At 57.4% G+C, this 13,847-nt stretch carries 13 protein-coding genes and 1 pseudogene; 6 read left to right on the forward strand and 8 right to left on the reverse strand.

Translation table 11 applies throughout. From position 1 onward, the window contains the following. The 3 genes from BSG20_RS38090 to BSG20_RS32930 form a co-directional block, all read right to left on the reverse strand. Positions 1-224: recombinase family protein (locus tag BSG20_RS38090; protein WP_244551836.1), on the reverse strand; the 224-nt coding region annotated here is incomplete at its 3' end. A gap of 210 nt (positions 225-434) precedes the next feature. Then, positions 435-632 (reverse strand): hypothetical protein, encoded by a 198-nt coding sequence (locus BSG20_RS32925; protein ID WP_072381762.1) that lies wholly within the window; start codon positions 630-632, stop codon positions 435-437. 474 nt (positions 633-1,106) lie between these two features. After that, complete coding sequence (locus BSG20_RS32930; protein ID WP_072381766.1) at positions 1,107-1,865, reverse strand: sulfotransferase; 759 nt, start codon at positions 1,863-1,865, stop codon at positions 1,107-1,109. 749 nt (positions 1,866-2,614) lie between these two features. Here BSG20_RS32930 and BSG20_RS32935 point away from each other — a divergent pair. From BSG20_RS32935 to nodQ, 5 genes and pseudogenes are all read left to right on the forward strand, one after another. Further along, positions 2,615-2,896, forward strand: a complete 282-nt coding sequence (locus tag BSG20_RS32935) for an acyl carrier protein (RefSeq protein WP_072381769.1) — start codon at positions 2,615-2,617, stop codon at positions 2,894-2,896. After that, the gene (locus tag BSG20_RS32940; protein WP_072381771.1) at positions 2,897-4,105 is read left to right on the forward strand and encodes a beta-ketoacyl-[acyl-carrier-protein] synthase family protein; all 1,209 of its coding nucleotides are present in this window, start codon (positions 2,897-2,899) and stop codon (positions 4,103-4,105) included. Positions 4,106-4,555: 450 nt separating this feature from the next. After that, positions 4,556-4,982, forward strand: a pseudogene (locus BSG20_RS32945) (SDR family NAD(P)-dependent oxidoreductase); the annotation flags it as partial. A 259-nt stretch (positions 4,983-5,241) separates the two neighbouring features. Beyond that, positions 5,242-6,141: a sulfate adenylyltransferase subunit CysD gene (gene cysD / locus BSG20_RS32950; RefSeq protein WP_072381772.1), complete on the forward strand. Its 900-nt coding sequence runs from the start codon at positions 5,242-5,244 to the stop codon at positions 6,139-6,141. Continuing rightward, complete coding sequence (gene nodQ / locus BSG20_RS32955; protein WP_072381774.1) at positions 6,138-8,039, forward strand: bifunctional sulfate adenylyltransferase/adenylyl-sulfate kinase NodQ; 1,902 nt, start codon at positions 6,138-6,140, stop codon at positions 8,037-8,039. Before cysD ends, nodQ begins: the two co-directional genes overlap by 4 nt. 333 nt (positions 8,040-8,372) lie before the next feature. Here nodQ and BSG20_RS32960 read toward each other — a convergent pair whose 3' ends face one another. From BSG20_RS32960 to BSG20_RS32980, 5 genes are read right to left on the reverse strand one after another with little or no spacing between them, the layout of a single operon-like run. Then, complete coding sequence (locus BSG20_RS32960; protein ID WP_072381776.1) at positions 8,373-9,161, reverse strand: ABC transporter permease; 789 nt, start codon at positions 9,159-9,161, stop codon at positions 8,373-8,375. A gap of 3 nt (positions 9,162-9,164) precedes the next feature. Next, positions 9,165-10,211, reverse strand: a complete 1,047-nt coding sequence (gene nodI, locus BSG20_RS32965; protein ID WP_072381777.1) for a nodulation factor ABC transporter ATP-binding protein NodI — start codon at positions 10,209-10,211, stop codon at positions 9,165-9,167. 7 nt (positions 10,212-10,218) lie between these two features. After that, positions 10,219-11,499, reverse strand: coding sequence for a chitooligosaccharide synthase NodC (gene nodC / locus BSG20_RS32970; protein ID WP_072381779.1), 1,281 nt, complete (start codon positions 11,497-11,499; stop codon positions 10,219-10,221). Beyond that, entirely contained in the window at positions 11,486-12,172 is a 687-nt protein-coding gene (gene nodB, locus BSG20_RS32975; protein ID WP_072381781.1) for a chitooligosaccharide deacetylase NodB, read from the reverse strand. Before nodB ends, nodC begins: the two co-directional genes overlap by 14 nt. Then, positions 12,169-12,759: a NodA family N-acyltransferase gene (locus BSG20_RS32980; protein WP_072381783.1), complete on the reverse strand. Its 591-nt coding sequence runs from the start codon at positions 12,757-12,759 to the stop codon at positions 12,169-12,171. Before BSG20_RS32980 ends, nodB begins: the two co-directional genes overlap by 4 nt. A 258-nt stretch (positions 12,760-13,017) precedes the next feature. Between BSG20_RS32980 and BSG20_RS32985 the strand changes: the two genes are divergently transcribed. Continuing rightward, positions 13,018-13,847, forward strand: an 830-nt coding sequence (locus BSG20_RS32985) for a LysR family transcriptional regulator (protein ID WP_093041748.1), incomplete at its 3' end; no start/stop codon positions are given.

Raw genomic sequence — 13,847 nt, forward strand, 5'->3', positions numbered from 1 at the left:
ACGTAAGAGATGAGCTCATACTCGTTGAGGCTGCCCTTCAGGCCCAAGAGCAGCCGGTCATTGCCCTGGCGTGGTGCGTAAACCGCTTCCTGGTCGATCAGGACGGTATCTACGACGCGGCACATCTCGATGAGCTGCTGCCAATCGCGGCTGTTGCGGGCAAAACGCGATACCTCTCGCGCGGCCACAGCCCCCACCTTGCCAAGGCAGACCTCGGCGACCATCCGGTCGAACCGGCACGGGTCACGCCGCCGGCCGCCGAACGACCAAGATCGTCATCCACCGTCTCGATGCGCGACCACCCGAGTGCTGTCAGGCGATCGCGCATGGCGTATTGAAGGGAACTGCTTTCGCGATTGTGCAGAACCTGATGGACCGAGGACTGCCGGACATACAGGATGGCCTTGCGCTCAAGATGGTGTGGCCCGATCTTCTCATGCGTCATCACCGGCCTCCTTCTGTTGAGAGGCGCGTCCGTTGTTTGCGTGGTCGATGAGTAGGCGAACCATGAGCGCCGTCAGCGCCTGGCGCGTCCCTTCCGGCAACTCCTGCCATTGCGGCATCGACGCTGTCTTCCCGCTGTGTAGACCCGAGAACAGATCGAACTGATATGTCATGAACTGGCGTGGCATGGACATCTCTCCGACTCGCTTCGTGAGAGACCAATGCTGCGCTCATCTTGGCCGATTGTGATGGGCCGCCTGCCTCTTCAAGCAACCCGGCCAAAGCATGCAGGCAGGTAAGTTCAACATGGGCAAACGGCATGCTGCGCCAAATCGTACTCAGAGACCGATCGAACATCCATGCTGGTACTTCCAGAGATCTGCCAGAGGAAGCGCCGGAAAGGCTGCAACGGAAAACAGCATCGCCCTTCGCGAGCACCTCATGAACATGGACGAGCAGCCCAAACCAGGGATGCCACGGATATAGAAGCTCGCGAACTTCAGTCCCGTGGGTGTTCCGTTGTCTCGTTGTACAACGCCCGGCGCCCACATTCATCGCTTGACCAGCAAACACCGGATCAGGCGTTACTTCAATGCGCTGATGCCAAGCCTGACAGCAGCATAATCGAGGCGAAAAACCACTTAACAAACGCCGGGAACTGTTCAGACAAACGGAGCCAGCTCTTTACCAAGTTCGAAATAGCTTGCGTAAGGTCCATGTGCGAAATGAACCCGCAACTCATGAAAGTTCCGTACCGTTTGGTCCAATGGGCGCATTTCTTGACGCCGAAGAATGCCGCGATCGGAAAGCTGCATCGCGGGAGCGCCGAGGAAATCTAAGATCGTTGCCATGCAAGCGTGGGGATCGCGAAGAAGCCTCTCATACTCGATTAAATGTATCTTGCTTGAATCGACGGCGTTCACCACGCGAGCGTGGAAATCGTCGGCAGCTTTGAAGTAAGCTTCGCATGTGGCGAATGATAACGTCACTGGTGGCGGTGGCGCGGCATTGTCCGAATCGAACTTAAGCCACTGGCGGGTTTGCCTTGCCTGCACAAGCGATCTCAGTGATTCCAATGTGTTTCTGCGAATCACAAGGATAATCTTAAGGCCTGGCCAAGCGGCCAGCTCGGCAAAAAAACCTGGACGCTCTTGAAACTGAGGTTCGTTGATCTTGCAGCCCACATGCGTCACCTTCTTGTCGCTTCGTAGGGGATAGCGCATGAAGGCACGTTCAAGGAGCTCGCGATCGCTTAGTAGCAGGCGTTCTTGATCAGGCCAGTTCGTGTCGTATGTGTTGAGCAATTCACCGTTGCTCAGCACATTCGGATGCTCGTTTAAACATTCTTCCAAGTAGTGAGTACCGGTCCTTGGCATCGCAAGGATTGCAAATGGTTCAGGCGACAGTGTGGATTGGGTCATTCAGCGTGTTTCCATTTAACAGCGGTCGTTCCAGCAAAGAATCCTGGCTATCCATAGGCTCGTCCAGTCTGGGGAGGCCGGCGCTGCTCCCAAGTGCTGATCATCGTATGCCCGCCTTGATCCTGACCTCGTCAGAGCTAGACCTTCTCGTTTGGTTGTGTTTGGCCCCGTTGCGCCGGCGCCTCTTTTCCTCATCTAAGTCAGGACGGATTAAAGCAAGCTTTCTAATCGCGTTTGGCCAGATGGGTAAAATTGATTGTTTTTATGACATGCATCCACGCGGTTAATATGATTAGCTGCATAGCCGAATCTTCGAAAGCTGAGGACGTCATGCGGTGGAGCGCGAACACAGCGCTGCCTTGCAAAGTGACGAAAGTGTCAATTGGTATGGTTCACGGCAAGATGTTTCGGTTGTGCTTCTTTGGATGTATCACATATCCGTGAGATTAGCTTACTCGTTAGATCTACGAGAAGGGCAATGTGCTCTTCAGCTATCCATTGCACAGATGGCCTACATCCAAACAATCGATTTTACCAATCGCACTAATACATAGCACAAGCTCCACACGATTGAGGCCAATGATGTTCTTCGTCATCGGAGCCTTCGGCGCAGACCAGCCGGATTTCCCCCGGCTCCTATGAGCATTGGGCTTGGACGGTCGCGCAAGCCTGATGGCAATTTTTCGCGATGCGACGCGCCTCAGGAATTAAGCAGCAGACACGTCGAAACACAAGCTAAAGGGAACAGAATGGTAGATCAACTCACAACGGAAATCATTGCCATCATCAAGAGCCGCGTCGAATTAGAGAGCGGCGATGGAGGGACTGCATCGATTGTCGGCGAATTAACGGCTGCCACGGAATTGACCTCGATAGGTGTCGATTCGCTTGGTTTGGCAGACATCCTCTGGGACTTGGAACAGGCCTTCGGTATCAGGATCGAGATGAACACGGCAGAGGCCTGGTCGAATCTGCAGAACGTCGGCGACATGGTGGAAGCCATCCGCGGCTTGCGCACTAAGGAGGCTTGAATGGATAGGAGAGTTGTCATCACCGGAATGGGCGGCCTGTGCGGACTGGGCACCGACGCCACCTCCATCTGGAAACGGATGCGCGAAGGCCGCTCCGCCATTGGTCCGCTTCTCAATTCAGAGCTTCACGGGCTGAAGGGCATAGTCGGGGCTGAGATCAAGACGCTCCCTGAGCACGACATCGACCGCAAGCAGCTCGTCTCAATGGATCGTTTTAGTGTGCTTGCCGTGCTTGCAGCGCACGAAGCCATGCGTCAGGCCGGACTTTCCTGCAATGAAGGAAATGCCCTTCGTTTCGGCGCCACAGTGGGCGTTGGCTCCGGGGGATGGGACGCGACCGAAAAAGCCTACCGCACCCTACTTCTAGGCGGAGCGACTCGCACTGAGCTCTTCACTGTTGTAAAGGCGATGCCGAGTGCCGCCGCCTGCCAGGTCAGTATGAGCCTCGGCCTGCGGGGCCCAGTCTTCGGCGTTACCTCCGCATGTGCCTCGGCCAACCATGCGATCGCTTCGGCGGTAGACCAGATCAAGTGCGGTCGGGCCGACGTCATGCTTGCCGGAGGCAGCGATGCCCCACTTGTCTGGATCGTGCTGAAGGCATGGGAAACTATGCGCGTACTCGCTCCGGACACTTGCCGACCCTTCTCCGCCGACAGGAAGGGCGTGGTACTCGGCGAGGGTGCGGGCATGGCCGTGCTGGAAAGCTATGAACATGCCGCTGCCCGCGGTGCAACGATACTTGCCGAGGTCGCCGGTGTTGGCCTTTCCGCCGATGCCTTCCACATCGCCGCACCGGCTGTCCATGGGCCGGAGTCGGCGATGCGCGCTTGCCTTGCCGATGCGGGACTGAACGCCGAAGACGTGGACTACCTCAACGCGCACGGCACCGGCACCAAGGCCAACGATCAAATCGAAACCGCAGCCATCAAGCGCGTCTTCGGAGACCATGCCTATTCGATGTCCGTCTCTTCCACCAAGTCCACCCACGCGCATTGCCTCGGCGCAGCGAGTGCGCTTGAAATGATCGCCTGCGTGATGGCGATACAAGAAGGCGTCGTGCCACCGACCGCCAACTATCTTGAGCCAGATCCCGAGTGCGATCTGGACGTCACGCCCAACGTACCGCGTGAGCGTAAAGTGCGCGTCGCGATGAGTAACGCCTTCGCCATGGGCGGCATGAACGCTGTTCTGGCATTCAGGCAGCTGTAAAAGTCATGTGAGTTGATCCTGTAGGTTCACCTCTTGAATGGGTATGAGAACCCTGTCAGGTTGTATCAGATTAAGGTGATTACGTGCGTCGAGAGGCGTTGGGCGCCGGTCTTGTCAGGAGAAGGAGCGGCTGGTCTGGCAGCGGTTGAGGCTGGGCCTAGCGTTTCAGAGATCGCGTGATCGGCCAGCGTTCATGTGAGCCAGCTTTTCCGGTAGCGCAACGGATCTACGCGAGACGTCGTTGAGGCATTTGCCAGCGTGTACCGGCATCAGCGGTGGAATGGTTCGCCTCTCGAGCGCCTGTATTTTCGACGAAAGCGGAGCTGGCAAGGTGTTGTCTGACCTACCCCGCGACATCGGCGCCGGCGGCTGCGGCGAGGAAGATACTATGAACCTGAGGACTCTGGCGCGGTGACGTCAAAGATAACTGAATTCACAAGAGGATAAGACATGTTCGAATTGAACGGTCGGAAGGCGCTCGTCGCCGGCGCATCGGGAGCCATCGGTGGGGCGATCGCCCGCGTGCTGCATGCGCAGTGCGCTGTCGTTGGCCTGCACGGCGCCCGCGTTGAAAAACTGGAGACACTAGGTGCTGAGCTCGAGGACCGGGTCAAGCTTTTCCCAGCTAATCTGGCCAATCGGGACGAAGTCAAGGCGCTCGGTCAGAGGGCGGAGGCCGATCTTGAGGGCGTCGACATCCTCGTCAGCAATGCTGGAATCACCAAGGACGCTGCTCGTGCACATGGCAGACTCCGACTGGGACAGTGTACTGGAGGTCAACCTCACCGCCATGTTCCGGCTTACCCGCGAGTTCACCAAGCAAATGATGCGCCGCCGGAATGGCCGGATCATCAACGTCAATTCGGTCGCGGGCGTCATCGTCTTGCAGTCGGTGACCTCGCGTGTTGGCGGGCAGCTGCCTTGAGCGAGGCAGGAGCCACCGAGCGCTTGCCCGGCAGCGTCGGCCGAGTCCACAACGCAACGGGCATTCAGGTAGGTAAGAAGGAGACGTGATTCCATTGAACGACCGGATAGCCGGGCCGCAAAAAAGTTCCGGCTAATCAACCATTGCAGCCTGCCCGAGTTCGTCGGTGCAGGCGTAATTCGAACGAGTCCTGAGCATAGACAAGGCATAAATGTCTCTTATTCATCTTCGGCGGCTTGAAGCCGAATCGATCCACGTAATTCGAGAAGTCGTTGCAACATTCTCCAACCCGGTAGCACTTTATTCGATCGGCAAGGACTCCTCCGTATTGCTGCATCTGACAATGAAGGCGTTCTACCCCGGCAAGCCGCCGTTTCCGTTCCTGCACGTCGATACGAAATGGAAGTTCCGGGAGATGATCGAGTTCCGCGATCGAATGGCGCGGGAGCTGGGCCTCGACCTGCTCGTCCATGTCAATCAGGACGGGATCGATCAGGGCATCGGCCCCTTCACGCACGGCTCCAATGTTCACACCCACATCATGAAGACGATGGGGCTGCGGCAGGCGCTGGAGAAATACGGTTTCGACGCGGCGCTGGCGGGCGCGCGTCGGGACGAGGAGAAATCACGGGCCAAGGAGCGTATCTTTTCCATCCGCAGTGCCCAGCACGGTTGGGATCCGAAGCGTCAGCGCCCGGAGATGTGGAAGACCTACAATACGCGGGTCGCGCAGGGCGAAACCATGCGCGTCTTCCCGCTCTCAAACTGGACCGAGTTCGACATCTGGCAATACATCCTGCGCGAGGACATTCCGATCGTACCGCTCTATTTCGCGGCTCGGCGGTCAGTCGTTCGGCGCGACGGGATGCTGATCATGGTCGACGATGAGCGAATGCCGATCCGGCCCGAAGAGGAGGTTCTCGAGCACAAGGTCCGGTTCCGTACCCTTGGCTGCTATCCGCTGACTGGGGCGATGGAGTCCGAGGCTGCCACGGTTCCCGACATATTGCGGGAAATGCTGACGGTGCGCACGTCTGAACGACAGAGCCGCCTGATCGACTCGGATGAAGTCGGGGCAATGGAGAAAAAGAAGCGGGAGGGCTACTTTTGATGTTTGTTCAATCCATACCGCCACATGACATTGAAGCGCATTTGGCCGACCACAACAACAAGTCGATCCTGAGGTTCATCACATGCGGGTCGGTCGACGACGGCAAGTCGACCCTGATCGGTCGACTGCTCTATGATGCGAAGCTGATTTTCGAGGATCAACTTGCAAACCTCGGGCGCGTCGGTTCTCCCGGTGCTGCCAACGGCGAGGAAATCGATCTCGCTCTGCTTCTCGACGGGCTCGAGGCCGAGCGCGAGCAAGGGATCACCATCGACGTCGCCTACCGTTATTTCGCGACGTCCAAGCGCAAGTTCATCGTCGCCGACACGCCCGGCCACGAGGAATATACGCGCAACATGGTGACCGGCGCCTCTACGGCAGATCTCGCCATCATCCTCATCGACAGCCGGCAGGGCATCCTTCAGCAGACCCGACGGCATTCCTATATCGCCTCGCTTCTCGGAATCCGCCATGTCGTGGTAGCCGTCAATAAGATCGATCTCATAGATTTTCGACAACAGGGTTACGACGAGATCGTCGCCGACTACATGGCTTTTGCAAAAGAGCTCGGTTTTGCCAGCATCCGGCCGATACCGATCTCAGCGAGAGACGGCGACAACGTCATCTCGGCTTCCCCCAATACGCCCTGGTACAGAGGCGCCGCGCTGCTCGAATATCTTGAAACGGTAGAGCTTGAGCCGATGGACCAGGCCAAGCCTTTCCGTTTCCCAGTTCAGATGGTCATGCGGCCGAACTCGGACTTCCGCGGCTATGCGGGTCAGATCTCTTGCGGCAGGATTTCCGTGGGCGATCCGGTCGTCGTCGCGAAAACCGGGCAGCGCACTTCGGTCAAGGCGATCGTGACCTATGACGGGGAGCTTGCGACGGCAGGGGAGGGCGAGGCGGTAACACTGGTCCTTTCCGACGAGGTGGATGCCTCCCGCGGCAATATGCTCGTAGCGCCTGACGCCCGGCCCTTCGTGGCCGACCAATTCCAGGCGCATGTGATCTGGTTCGATGCGAGCCCGATGATGCCGGGACGAAGCTACATCTTGAGAACGGAGACAGACAGTGTCAGTGCGACGGTCACCGCACTCAAGCACCAGGTCAACATCAACAGCTTCGTCCGCGAGGCAGCGAAGTCGCTGCAGATGAACGAAGTGGGTGTCTGCAACATCTCGACACAGACGCCGATCGCTTTCGACGCCTACAAGGACAATAGGGCCACGGGCAATTTCATCATCGTCGACCGGGTGACGAACGCCACGGTCGGCGCGGGGTTGATCGACTTTCCGCTTCGGCGCGCGGATAACGTCCACTGGCATGCGCTCGAGGTGAACAAGGTCGCGCGCAGCGCCATGAAGAAGCAGCTTCCTGCCGTTCTCTGGTTCACCGGGCTTTCGGGCTCCGGCAAATCGACCATCGCTAACGAGCTGGACAGGATACTTCACGCCCAGGGCAAGCATACCTACCTGCTCGATGGCGACAATGTGCGTCACGGCCTCAACCGGGACCTTGGCTTTACCGAAGAGGATCGGGTCGAGAACATCCGCCGCGTGGCGGAGGTGGCGAAGCTCATGGCCGATGCCGGTCTTATCGTCCTCGTGTCCTTCATCTCACCGTTCCGCGACGAGCGGCGAATGGCGCGGGAATTGATGGAGGAGGGCGAGTTCATCGAGATCTTCGTAGACACTCCGATCGAGGAGTGCGCACGCCGCGATCCGAAGGGCCTCTATGAGAAGGCGCTCGCAGGTAAGATCGCGAACTTCACCGGTGTATCCTCGCCCTATGAGACCCCGGAAAACCCGGAACTTCATCTACGTACCGTTGGCCATCAACTGACAGAACTGGCGCATGCGATCGAGGAATTCCTTGACCGCAGGATGCAAGGCAAATGACGCCGCTTTCAATTGCGCAATACAGAAGCGAACCTCTTTCAGTCTCTTTCCATGCGCCCACTGGGGATGTTCGCCGTCTTCTGCGGCGCCTCGCTGGTGGTCTCCGCGTGTAGCCACTTCCCGACACGAGGAGGTGGGTAGCTCAGCCGCGCATCCACGTCGATTGATGTTTCCGCCGGATGGCTATCCCCTGCAGCGGCTATCAAACAATCCAGAGGGATGAGTTATCCAAACGCTAGCGCGCCTAGACCATCCATGCCGATCGACCGACGCTTCCGATTAATGACGATGATATCCATGATCGAAACGGCGTAAAGTCGCGACGAATTTGAGTCAAGGCATCAGGCGCCGACGGAGCAATGCGGTCGACAAGAAAAACGGTACTACTGCATAGAAGCAAAGAGCGCCTATATGCAGACCGACATTGACCAGCGGATTGCCGAGCATTATCGGACGGATAACATCGATCGAATGGGCCAGCGGCAAGAATCGTGTTGCATGTTGAAAAGCGCCCGGCAGCTGGTCGACCGGGAAGACAGCGCCCGACAGGAATAGCATCGGTGTTATGACGAGCGTCTGATAAAATATGAAATATTCGTAGCTGGGCGCAAGTGCCGTGACGATCATCGCCAGACTCGCAAACGCTAAGCCAGTCAGGGCGACGACCGGCAGCGCATAAAGGAGGGACGGCCATTCCGCGTAGCCCAGCATAGCGGCGACGATACCAATTCCTGTACCTGCCAAAGACGCCTTGGTCGCTGCCCACGCCAACTCACCGAGCACGATATCGCCGATCGTGACCTGTGTGTGAAGGATTGCTTCCCAGGTGCGCTGAGCGCGCATGCGAGCGAAAGTTGCGTAGATCGTTTCGAAAGTCGACGCAGTCATCGCGCTTGTCGCCACCATTCCTGCCGACAAAAATGCAATGTACGAAACGCCGTCAACGCGCCCCACCATCACCCCCAAGCCCGCACCCAGGCCGAACAGGTAAATCAATGGGTCGGCGAGGTTACCAAGGATCGACGCAAGCGCGGCCTTCTTCCACGCGAGATAGTTGCGGCGCCACACGGCAATCCAATTCCAGCCGTTGGCGGGCAGAGCCGCCGCATAAAGCTTCCACATCCTTCAGTCCTTCAGTTCCCGCCCGGTTAGCCGTAAAAAAACGTCCTCAAGATTAGGTGGACGCTGTAGAAAGCGCACACCTGCGCGCCCGTCCAGTTGGACTCGCACCTGCTTCGGGTCGAGCGCATAACAGAAGACGGTCTCGCCACTCACCTCGATGTGGCGGGCATACGGACTGACCAATGCACTTAACTCATGGGGATTCCCACCGTATATCTCAATCACCTGGCAACCGATGTGCTCGTCTATTAGCACGTGAGGTCGGCCTTCGGCGATCTTGCGCCCTCCTTCGAGCACGCACAGCCGGTCGCACAGCCGCTCTGCCTCTTCCATGATATGTGTGGTCAGGAGAATCGTCTTGCCGCGTGCCAACAGCGACCGCAGCCGTTCCCAAATTAAGTGACGTGCGTGGGGGTCAAGTCCAGTGGTCGGCTCATCCAATATCAGGAGCTGGGGGTCGTTGATGAGTGCACGTGCAAGTGTCAGCCGCCGCTTCATGCCGCCAGATAGGTCCGAAACACGAGCATCCGCCTTGCTTTCGAGGCGAGCAAACTCAAGGAGCGATGGGATGACCGCTTCTATCTCGCGCGTGCTCATCCGGAAATAGCGCCCGAAGACCAGCAGGTTCTCACGCACCGTGAATTCAATGTCGAGGTTGTCGAACTGCGGAACTACACCGATACCCATGCGTGCCAAACGAGCCCGCGAGGGCACTGGCACCCCGAGCACCGTGATCTCACCACTGCCAGGCGTTGTCATGCCGAGGATCATACGCGTGATCGTACTTTTGCCCGCACCGTTCGGGCCTAACAGACCGAAGCACTCACCGGCCGCAACAGTGAACGACAGCCCGTTGACTACGGGCTTGTTACCGTATGACTTTGTTACGCTGGCAAGATCGATTGCCACGGTTGGTATGGAGCCGGGTTTGGAAGTCTTAACGCTTAGACCCGTGTCGCCCTCCGCCACGAACGGATTCAGCTCAAGCCGACGCGGAACGTCTTGGGCCAACTCACCATCTAACAATTGATCTTTTACTGCCTGTCTCATGCGACTGTCACTCTCCGCTGCAAGTGCAGTCAGGTGGCACCAGCCGTGAACTTTGTATTGGGATCTGCTTTCCCCCGCTGACTGGTACGTTTGGCGCGGAATCGCGCGACAGCCAGTCGCTATTCGACAATGTACACAACGCATAAGCTTTCAAAGGAAGTAAGAGAAAGAGGTTGATGGGTGTGTGCAGAACGAAACCAAGAAATCTAAGTTGGCGAGAATGCAATGCTACCACGCTACAGCGTATCATGGTCATGGATGCAATCATCAAAATTGTCCACCATGGCGCTGTGGCCGTCACTATGAAATGCGCCAGTCCCGTCACTAAGGAAAGGGCGAGTAACAGGGGCCCGACATTCTGCCCGACCACGTCCAACGTGAGATAGCGGTCGAGGCCGCGCAGTAGAGGAAGCGCTAGAAATGTGTCACGGAACGTGCTGCGTGCCCAACGCAGTTGTTGACGCAGATACGATCCCAGCCTATCCGGAACGACTGTCGCCACTATGGCGTCAGGAACATACTCAGTTCGAAAGCCTGCCTTCAACATAAGGATCGTCAGATGGCGATCCTCACCGAAGTCGCTTGGTTTGCCGCGGAACAGTTGCGTTTCGTACTGATCAAGCAAAGAAGCGAGCGCGGACCTGCGGTACATAGCACATGGGCCGCAGCAACACATAACGGCACCGAAACGAGCCTGTGCCGCGCGCTCTTCGTTGCAGGCAAGCCAATACTCCATGTCGATTAATCGCGTCAGCCAAGTGTCACTTCTATTGCTAGCCGTCAATTGGCCCATGGCCGCACCGACCTCTGGATCTCGCATCTTCGAGGCAAGCTTCGAGACAACGTCGAAAGCGATCGTGCTGTCTGAGTCCACATTCAGCACCAGATCCCCAGAGGATTGACCTATCGCGGCGATCTGTGCTTTCCGCTTTCCGACGTTCTCTGGGAGCAGAATGAAGCTGAACCTCGGATCGCGCGCATAGGAATCATGTACACGCACGATAGCCTCTCGGTTCCGAGAACCGTCGTCAACAACGTAGACTCGCAGTTCTCCAAGATAATCCTGGTCTGCAATGGACGCTAGGCACGCCGAGAGGATGCCTGGATCCTCATTGAAACTGGGGACGATAACATCCACGGCTGGCAGAGGGCCGGTCTCGATCGGTGCTGCCGACACTGCTGGACCGTCTAAAGGCCGAGCATATAGGACTTGCATGCTCTTGTAAGCCGTCGAGAGCAGCGCGTAGATCGAGATAGCGGCGGTGCTGGTTGTGTCAAGCAGATACATGGGTTCTCGTCTGTTCAGTTATGCGGGGAAGTGGACGAATTGCAAAACCACGCTCATGCAGCGCCGGGATAATACGGGAAAGCGCCGTGAGAGTTTGGTCACGCAGAGAGGTAACCGCGCATTGGCCCAACTCGTCGGGAGGACATCCGTCGTGCAACAGCACGATTGCACCGGGCCGAACCGAGGCCAGCACTACATCGACAATCGCATTGGCGCCGGGGCGAGACCAATCTCGCGGGTCTGCCGACCAATGTACCGCAGTCAGCCCAGCGCCCGCCGATGTTGTAAGCACTTCCTCGCTCCAGACACCGTAAGGTGCTCGAATGCGTCGGACGGCCGCCTGAGGACAAGCGGCGATAATGGCCTCATTTGCCTCAATTATCTCGCGTTCAACTTCGAGAGGTCCACATGTCGACAGGTCCGGGTGCGTCATCGTGTGGTTAGCCACTTCGTGACCTTCCGCGACAATCCGTCGGATGAGTTCCGGGTGGCTTTTCGCATACGCACCGATGACGAAGAAAGTCGCCGGCGCGCGGTATTCAGCCAGCACATTCAGGATTTGCGGCGTCCAGTATGGATTGGGGCCGTCGTCAAACGTCAAGTAAATACTACGATCTTCGGTCCTGTCATCGCAGTTACTCGGCACCTCGCATATATAATCGGGGCGCTTCATAGCTCCATTCCGTTTCGTTCAATCAATGTGCCTGGCGGCCAGTCGCTCATCGGTTGTCCAACCGGGAATACTACTACGAGCGGGTCCTCGGTGCGCGTGGAGGGGAGATCCGGATGCACTTCTGGGATGCTCGACCGCACACGAACTCCGGTCAAAATGCTAGCCATACCCTGTTGGCAGTATCTCTCAACGTGGTTCCGCATGGCGTGCCGAACCGTACCAAAGGCGAATGGGACGCCAAGCTCCCGCAGACTTGGAGACAAAGCACCTACCGAGTGAGCGATGCCCATTCGCTCCAGATCGGGTCTCACCCCGTATAATCCCAGTTCAGCCACAAGCAGATCAGTCTCACCAACCTTAATAAAACGGCGCAACACCCCCATATGGCTTGCTATCCCGAGCGAGTCGTAAGCAATTGCACGGCGTTCCGGCCTCGCGCCGGCCCAACTGCGGCCGCCCTCGAATGGTTTCGCGTGGGACGCTCCTGTTGGCCCATAAGTTTTTTGAAAAAACTCTGAGAGTTCCTGGTGGTCTGCCCGTTCCAGCTGATTTTCCCAGCATAGTTTCCACTGCACTTTTGAGGACATGTAAGAACTCCAGTGTGTTGTTTCTTCAAAGCACGGTTGAAGCGGTGAGTACCCGGCAAGTCGCACCGGGGAAACAAGCGCTGGACCGCTGGCCGAGCGCTTAGGCGACGGATCCAAATTCGAAACCATCCTATACTTCTGAAACTTTTCTCACGCCGCATCTTGATTTCATTAACCTCAGGCTTCTCTAATAGGACTCTGCAAGATTGGTAAAATTGATTGTTTGGATAACGATCATCTGCGCTATGGATGCCGCACATGCGTTTCAAAGGCCTAGATCTAAACCTCCTCGTCGCGCTCGACGCGCTGATGACTGAGCGCAAGCTCACGGCCGCCGCACGCATGATCAACCTCAGTCAGCCGGCCATGAGCGCGGCTATCGCGCGACTGCGCACCTATTTCGGCGACGAGCTGTTTTCGATGCAGGGTCGCGAACTTGTCCCAACACCGCGTGCGGAGGCGCTCGCCCCAGCGGTGCGCGACGCCCTGCTCCACATTCAGCTCTCCGTCATTCCCTGGGATCCGATCAACCCAGCCCAGTCGGATCGCCGTTTCAGGATCATCCTTTCGGACTTCATGACACTCGTATTCTTTGAGAGGGTTGTGGAGCGCTTGGCCCGGGAGGCTCCCGGCGTCAGCTTCGAGTTGCTGCCTCTCGATGATGATCCCCACGAGCTTCTCCGGCGCGGTGATGTCGATTTTTTAATTCTTCCGGACGTGTTCATGTCGAGCGCGCACCCCAAAGCGAAGTTGTTCGACGAGGCACTCGTGTGCGTCGGCTGCCCCACGAATAAGCAGCTATTGGGGGACATCTCGTTCGAGACATATATGTCGATGGGGCATGTTGCCGCCCAGTTCGGACGAGAGCTGAAGCCCTCCGTCGAGCAATGGCTGCTGCTTGGGCACGGGTTCAAGAGACGTATCGAGCTTGTTGTACCAGGTTTTACTTTGATTCCGCCGTTGTTGTCGGGCACCAACCGTATAGCAACTATCCCATTGCGTCTCGTCAGGTATTTCGAACAAACGATACCACTGCGCATGGTCAAATCTCCGCTGCCACCCCTCTTGTTCACTGAGGCTGTCCAGTG

It is taken from the genome of Rhizobium tibeticum (genome assembly GCF_900110205.1).
Classification (GTDB): domain Bacteria; phylum Pseudomonadota; class Alphaproteobacteria; order Rhizobiales; family Rhizobiaceae; genus Rhizobium; species Rhizobium tibeticum.

Excerpts from the sequence above, each read along its gene's own strand:
- BSG20_RS32980 (WP_072381783.1), bottom strand. The coding sequence starts at position 12,759 with ATGTCCTCAAAAGTGCAGTGGAAACTATGCTGGGAAAATCAGCTGGAA.
- BSG20_RS32940 (WP_072381771.1), top strand. The coding sequence starts at position 2,897 with ATGGATAGGAGAGTTGTCATCACCGGAATGGGCGGCCTGTGCGGACTG.
- nodB (WP_072381781.1), bottom strand. The coding sequence starts at position 12,172 with ATGAAGCGCCCCGATTATATATGCGAGGTGCCGAGTAACTGCGATGAC.
- nodC (WP_072381779.1), bottom strand. The coding sequence starts at position 11,499 with ATGTATCTGCTTGACACAACCAGCACCGCCGCTATCTCGATCTACGCG.
- BSG20_RS32960 (WP_072381776.1), bottom strand. The coding sequence starts at position 9,161 with ATGTGGAAGCTTTATGCGGCGGCTCTGCCCGCCAACGGCTGGAATTGG.
- cysD (WP_072381772.1), top strand. The coding sequence starts at position 5,242 with ATGTCTCTTATTCATCTTCGGCGGCTTGAAGCCGAATCGATCCACGTA.
- nodI (WP_072381777.1), bottom strand. The coding sequence starts at position 10,211 with ATGAGACAGGCAGTAAAAGATCAATTGTTAGATGGTGAGTTGGCCCAA.
- BSG20_RS32925 (WP_072381762.1), bottom strand. The coding sequence starts at position 632 with ATGCCACGCCAGTTCATGACATATCAGTTCGATCTGTTCTCGGGTCTA.
- BSG20_RS32935 (WP_072381769.1), top strand. The coding sequence starts at position 2,615 with ATGGTAGATCAACTCACAACGGAAATCATTGCCATCATCAAGAGCCGC.
- BSG20_RS32930 (WP_072381766.1), bottom strand. The coding sequence starts at position 1,865 with ATGACCCAATCCACACTGTCGCCTGAACCATTTGCAATCCTTGCGATG.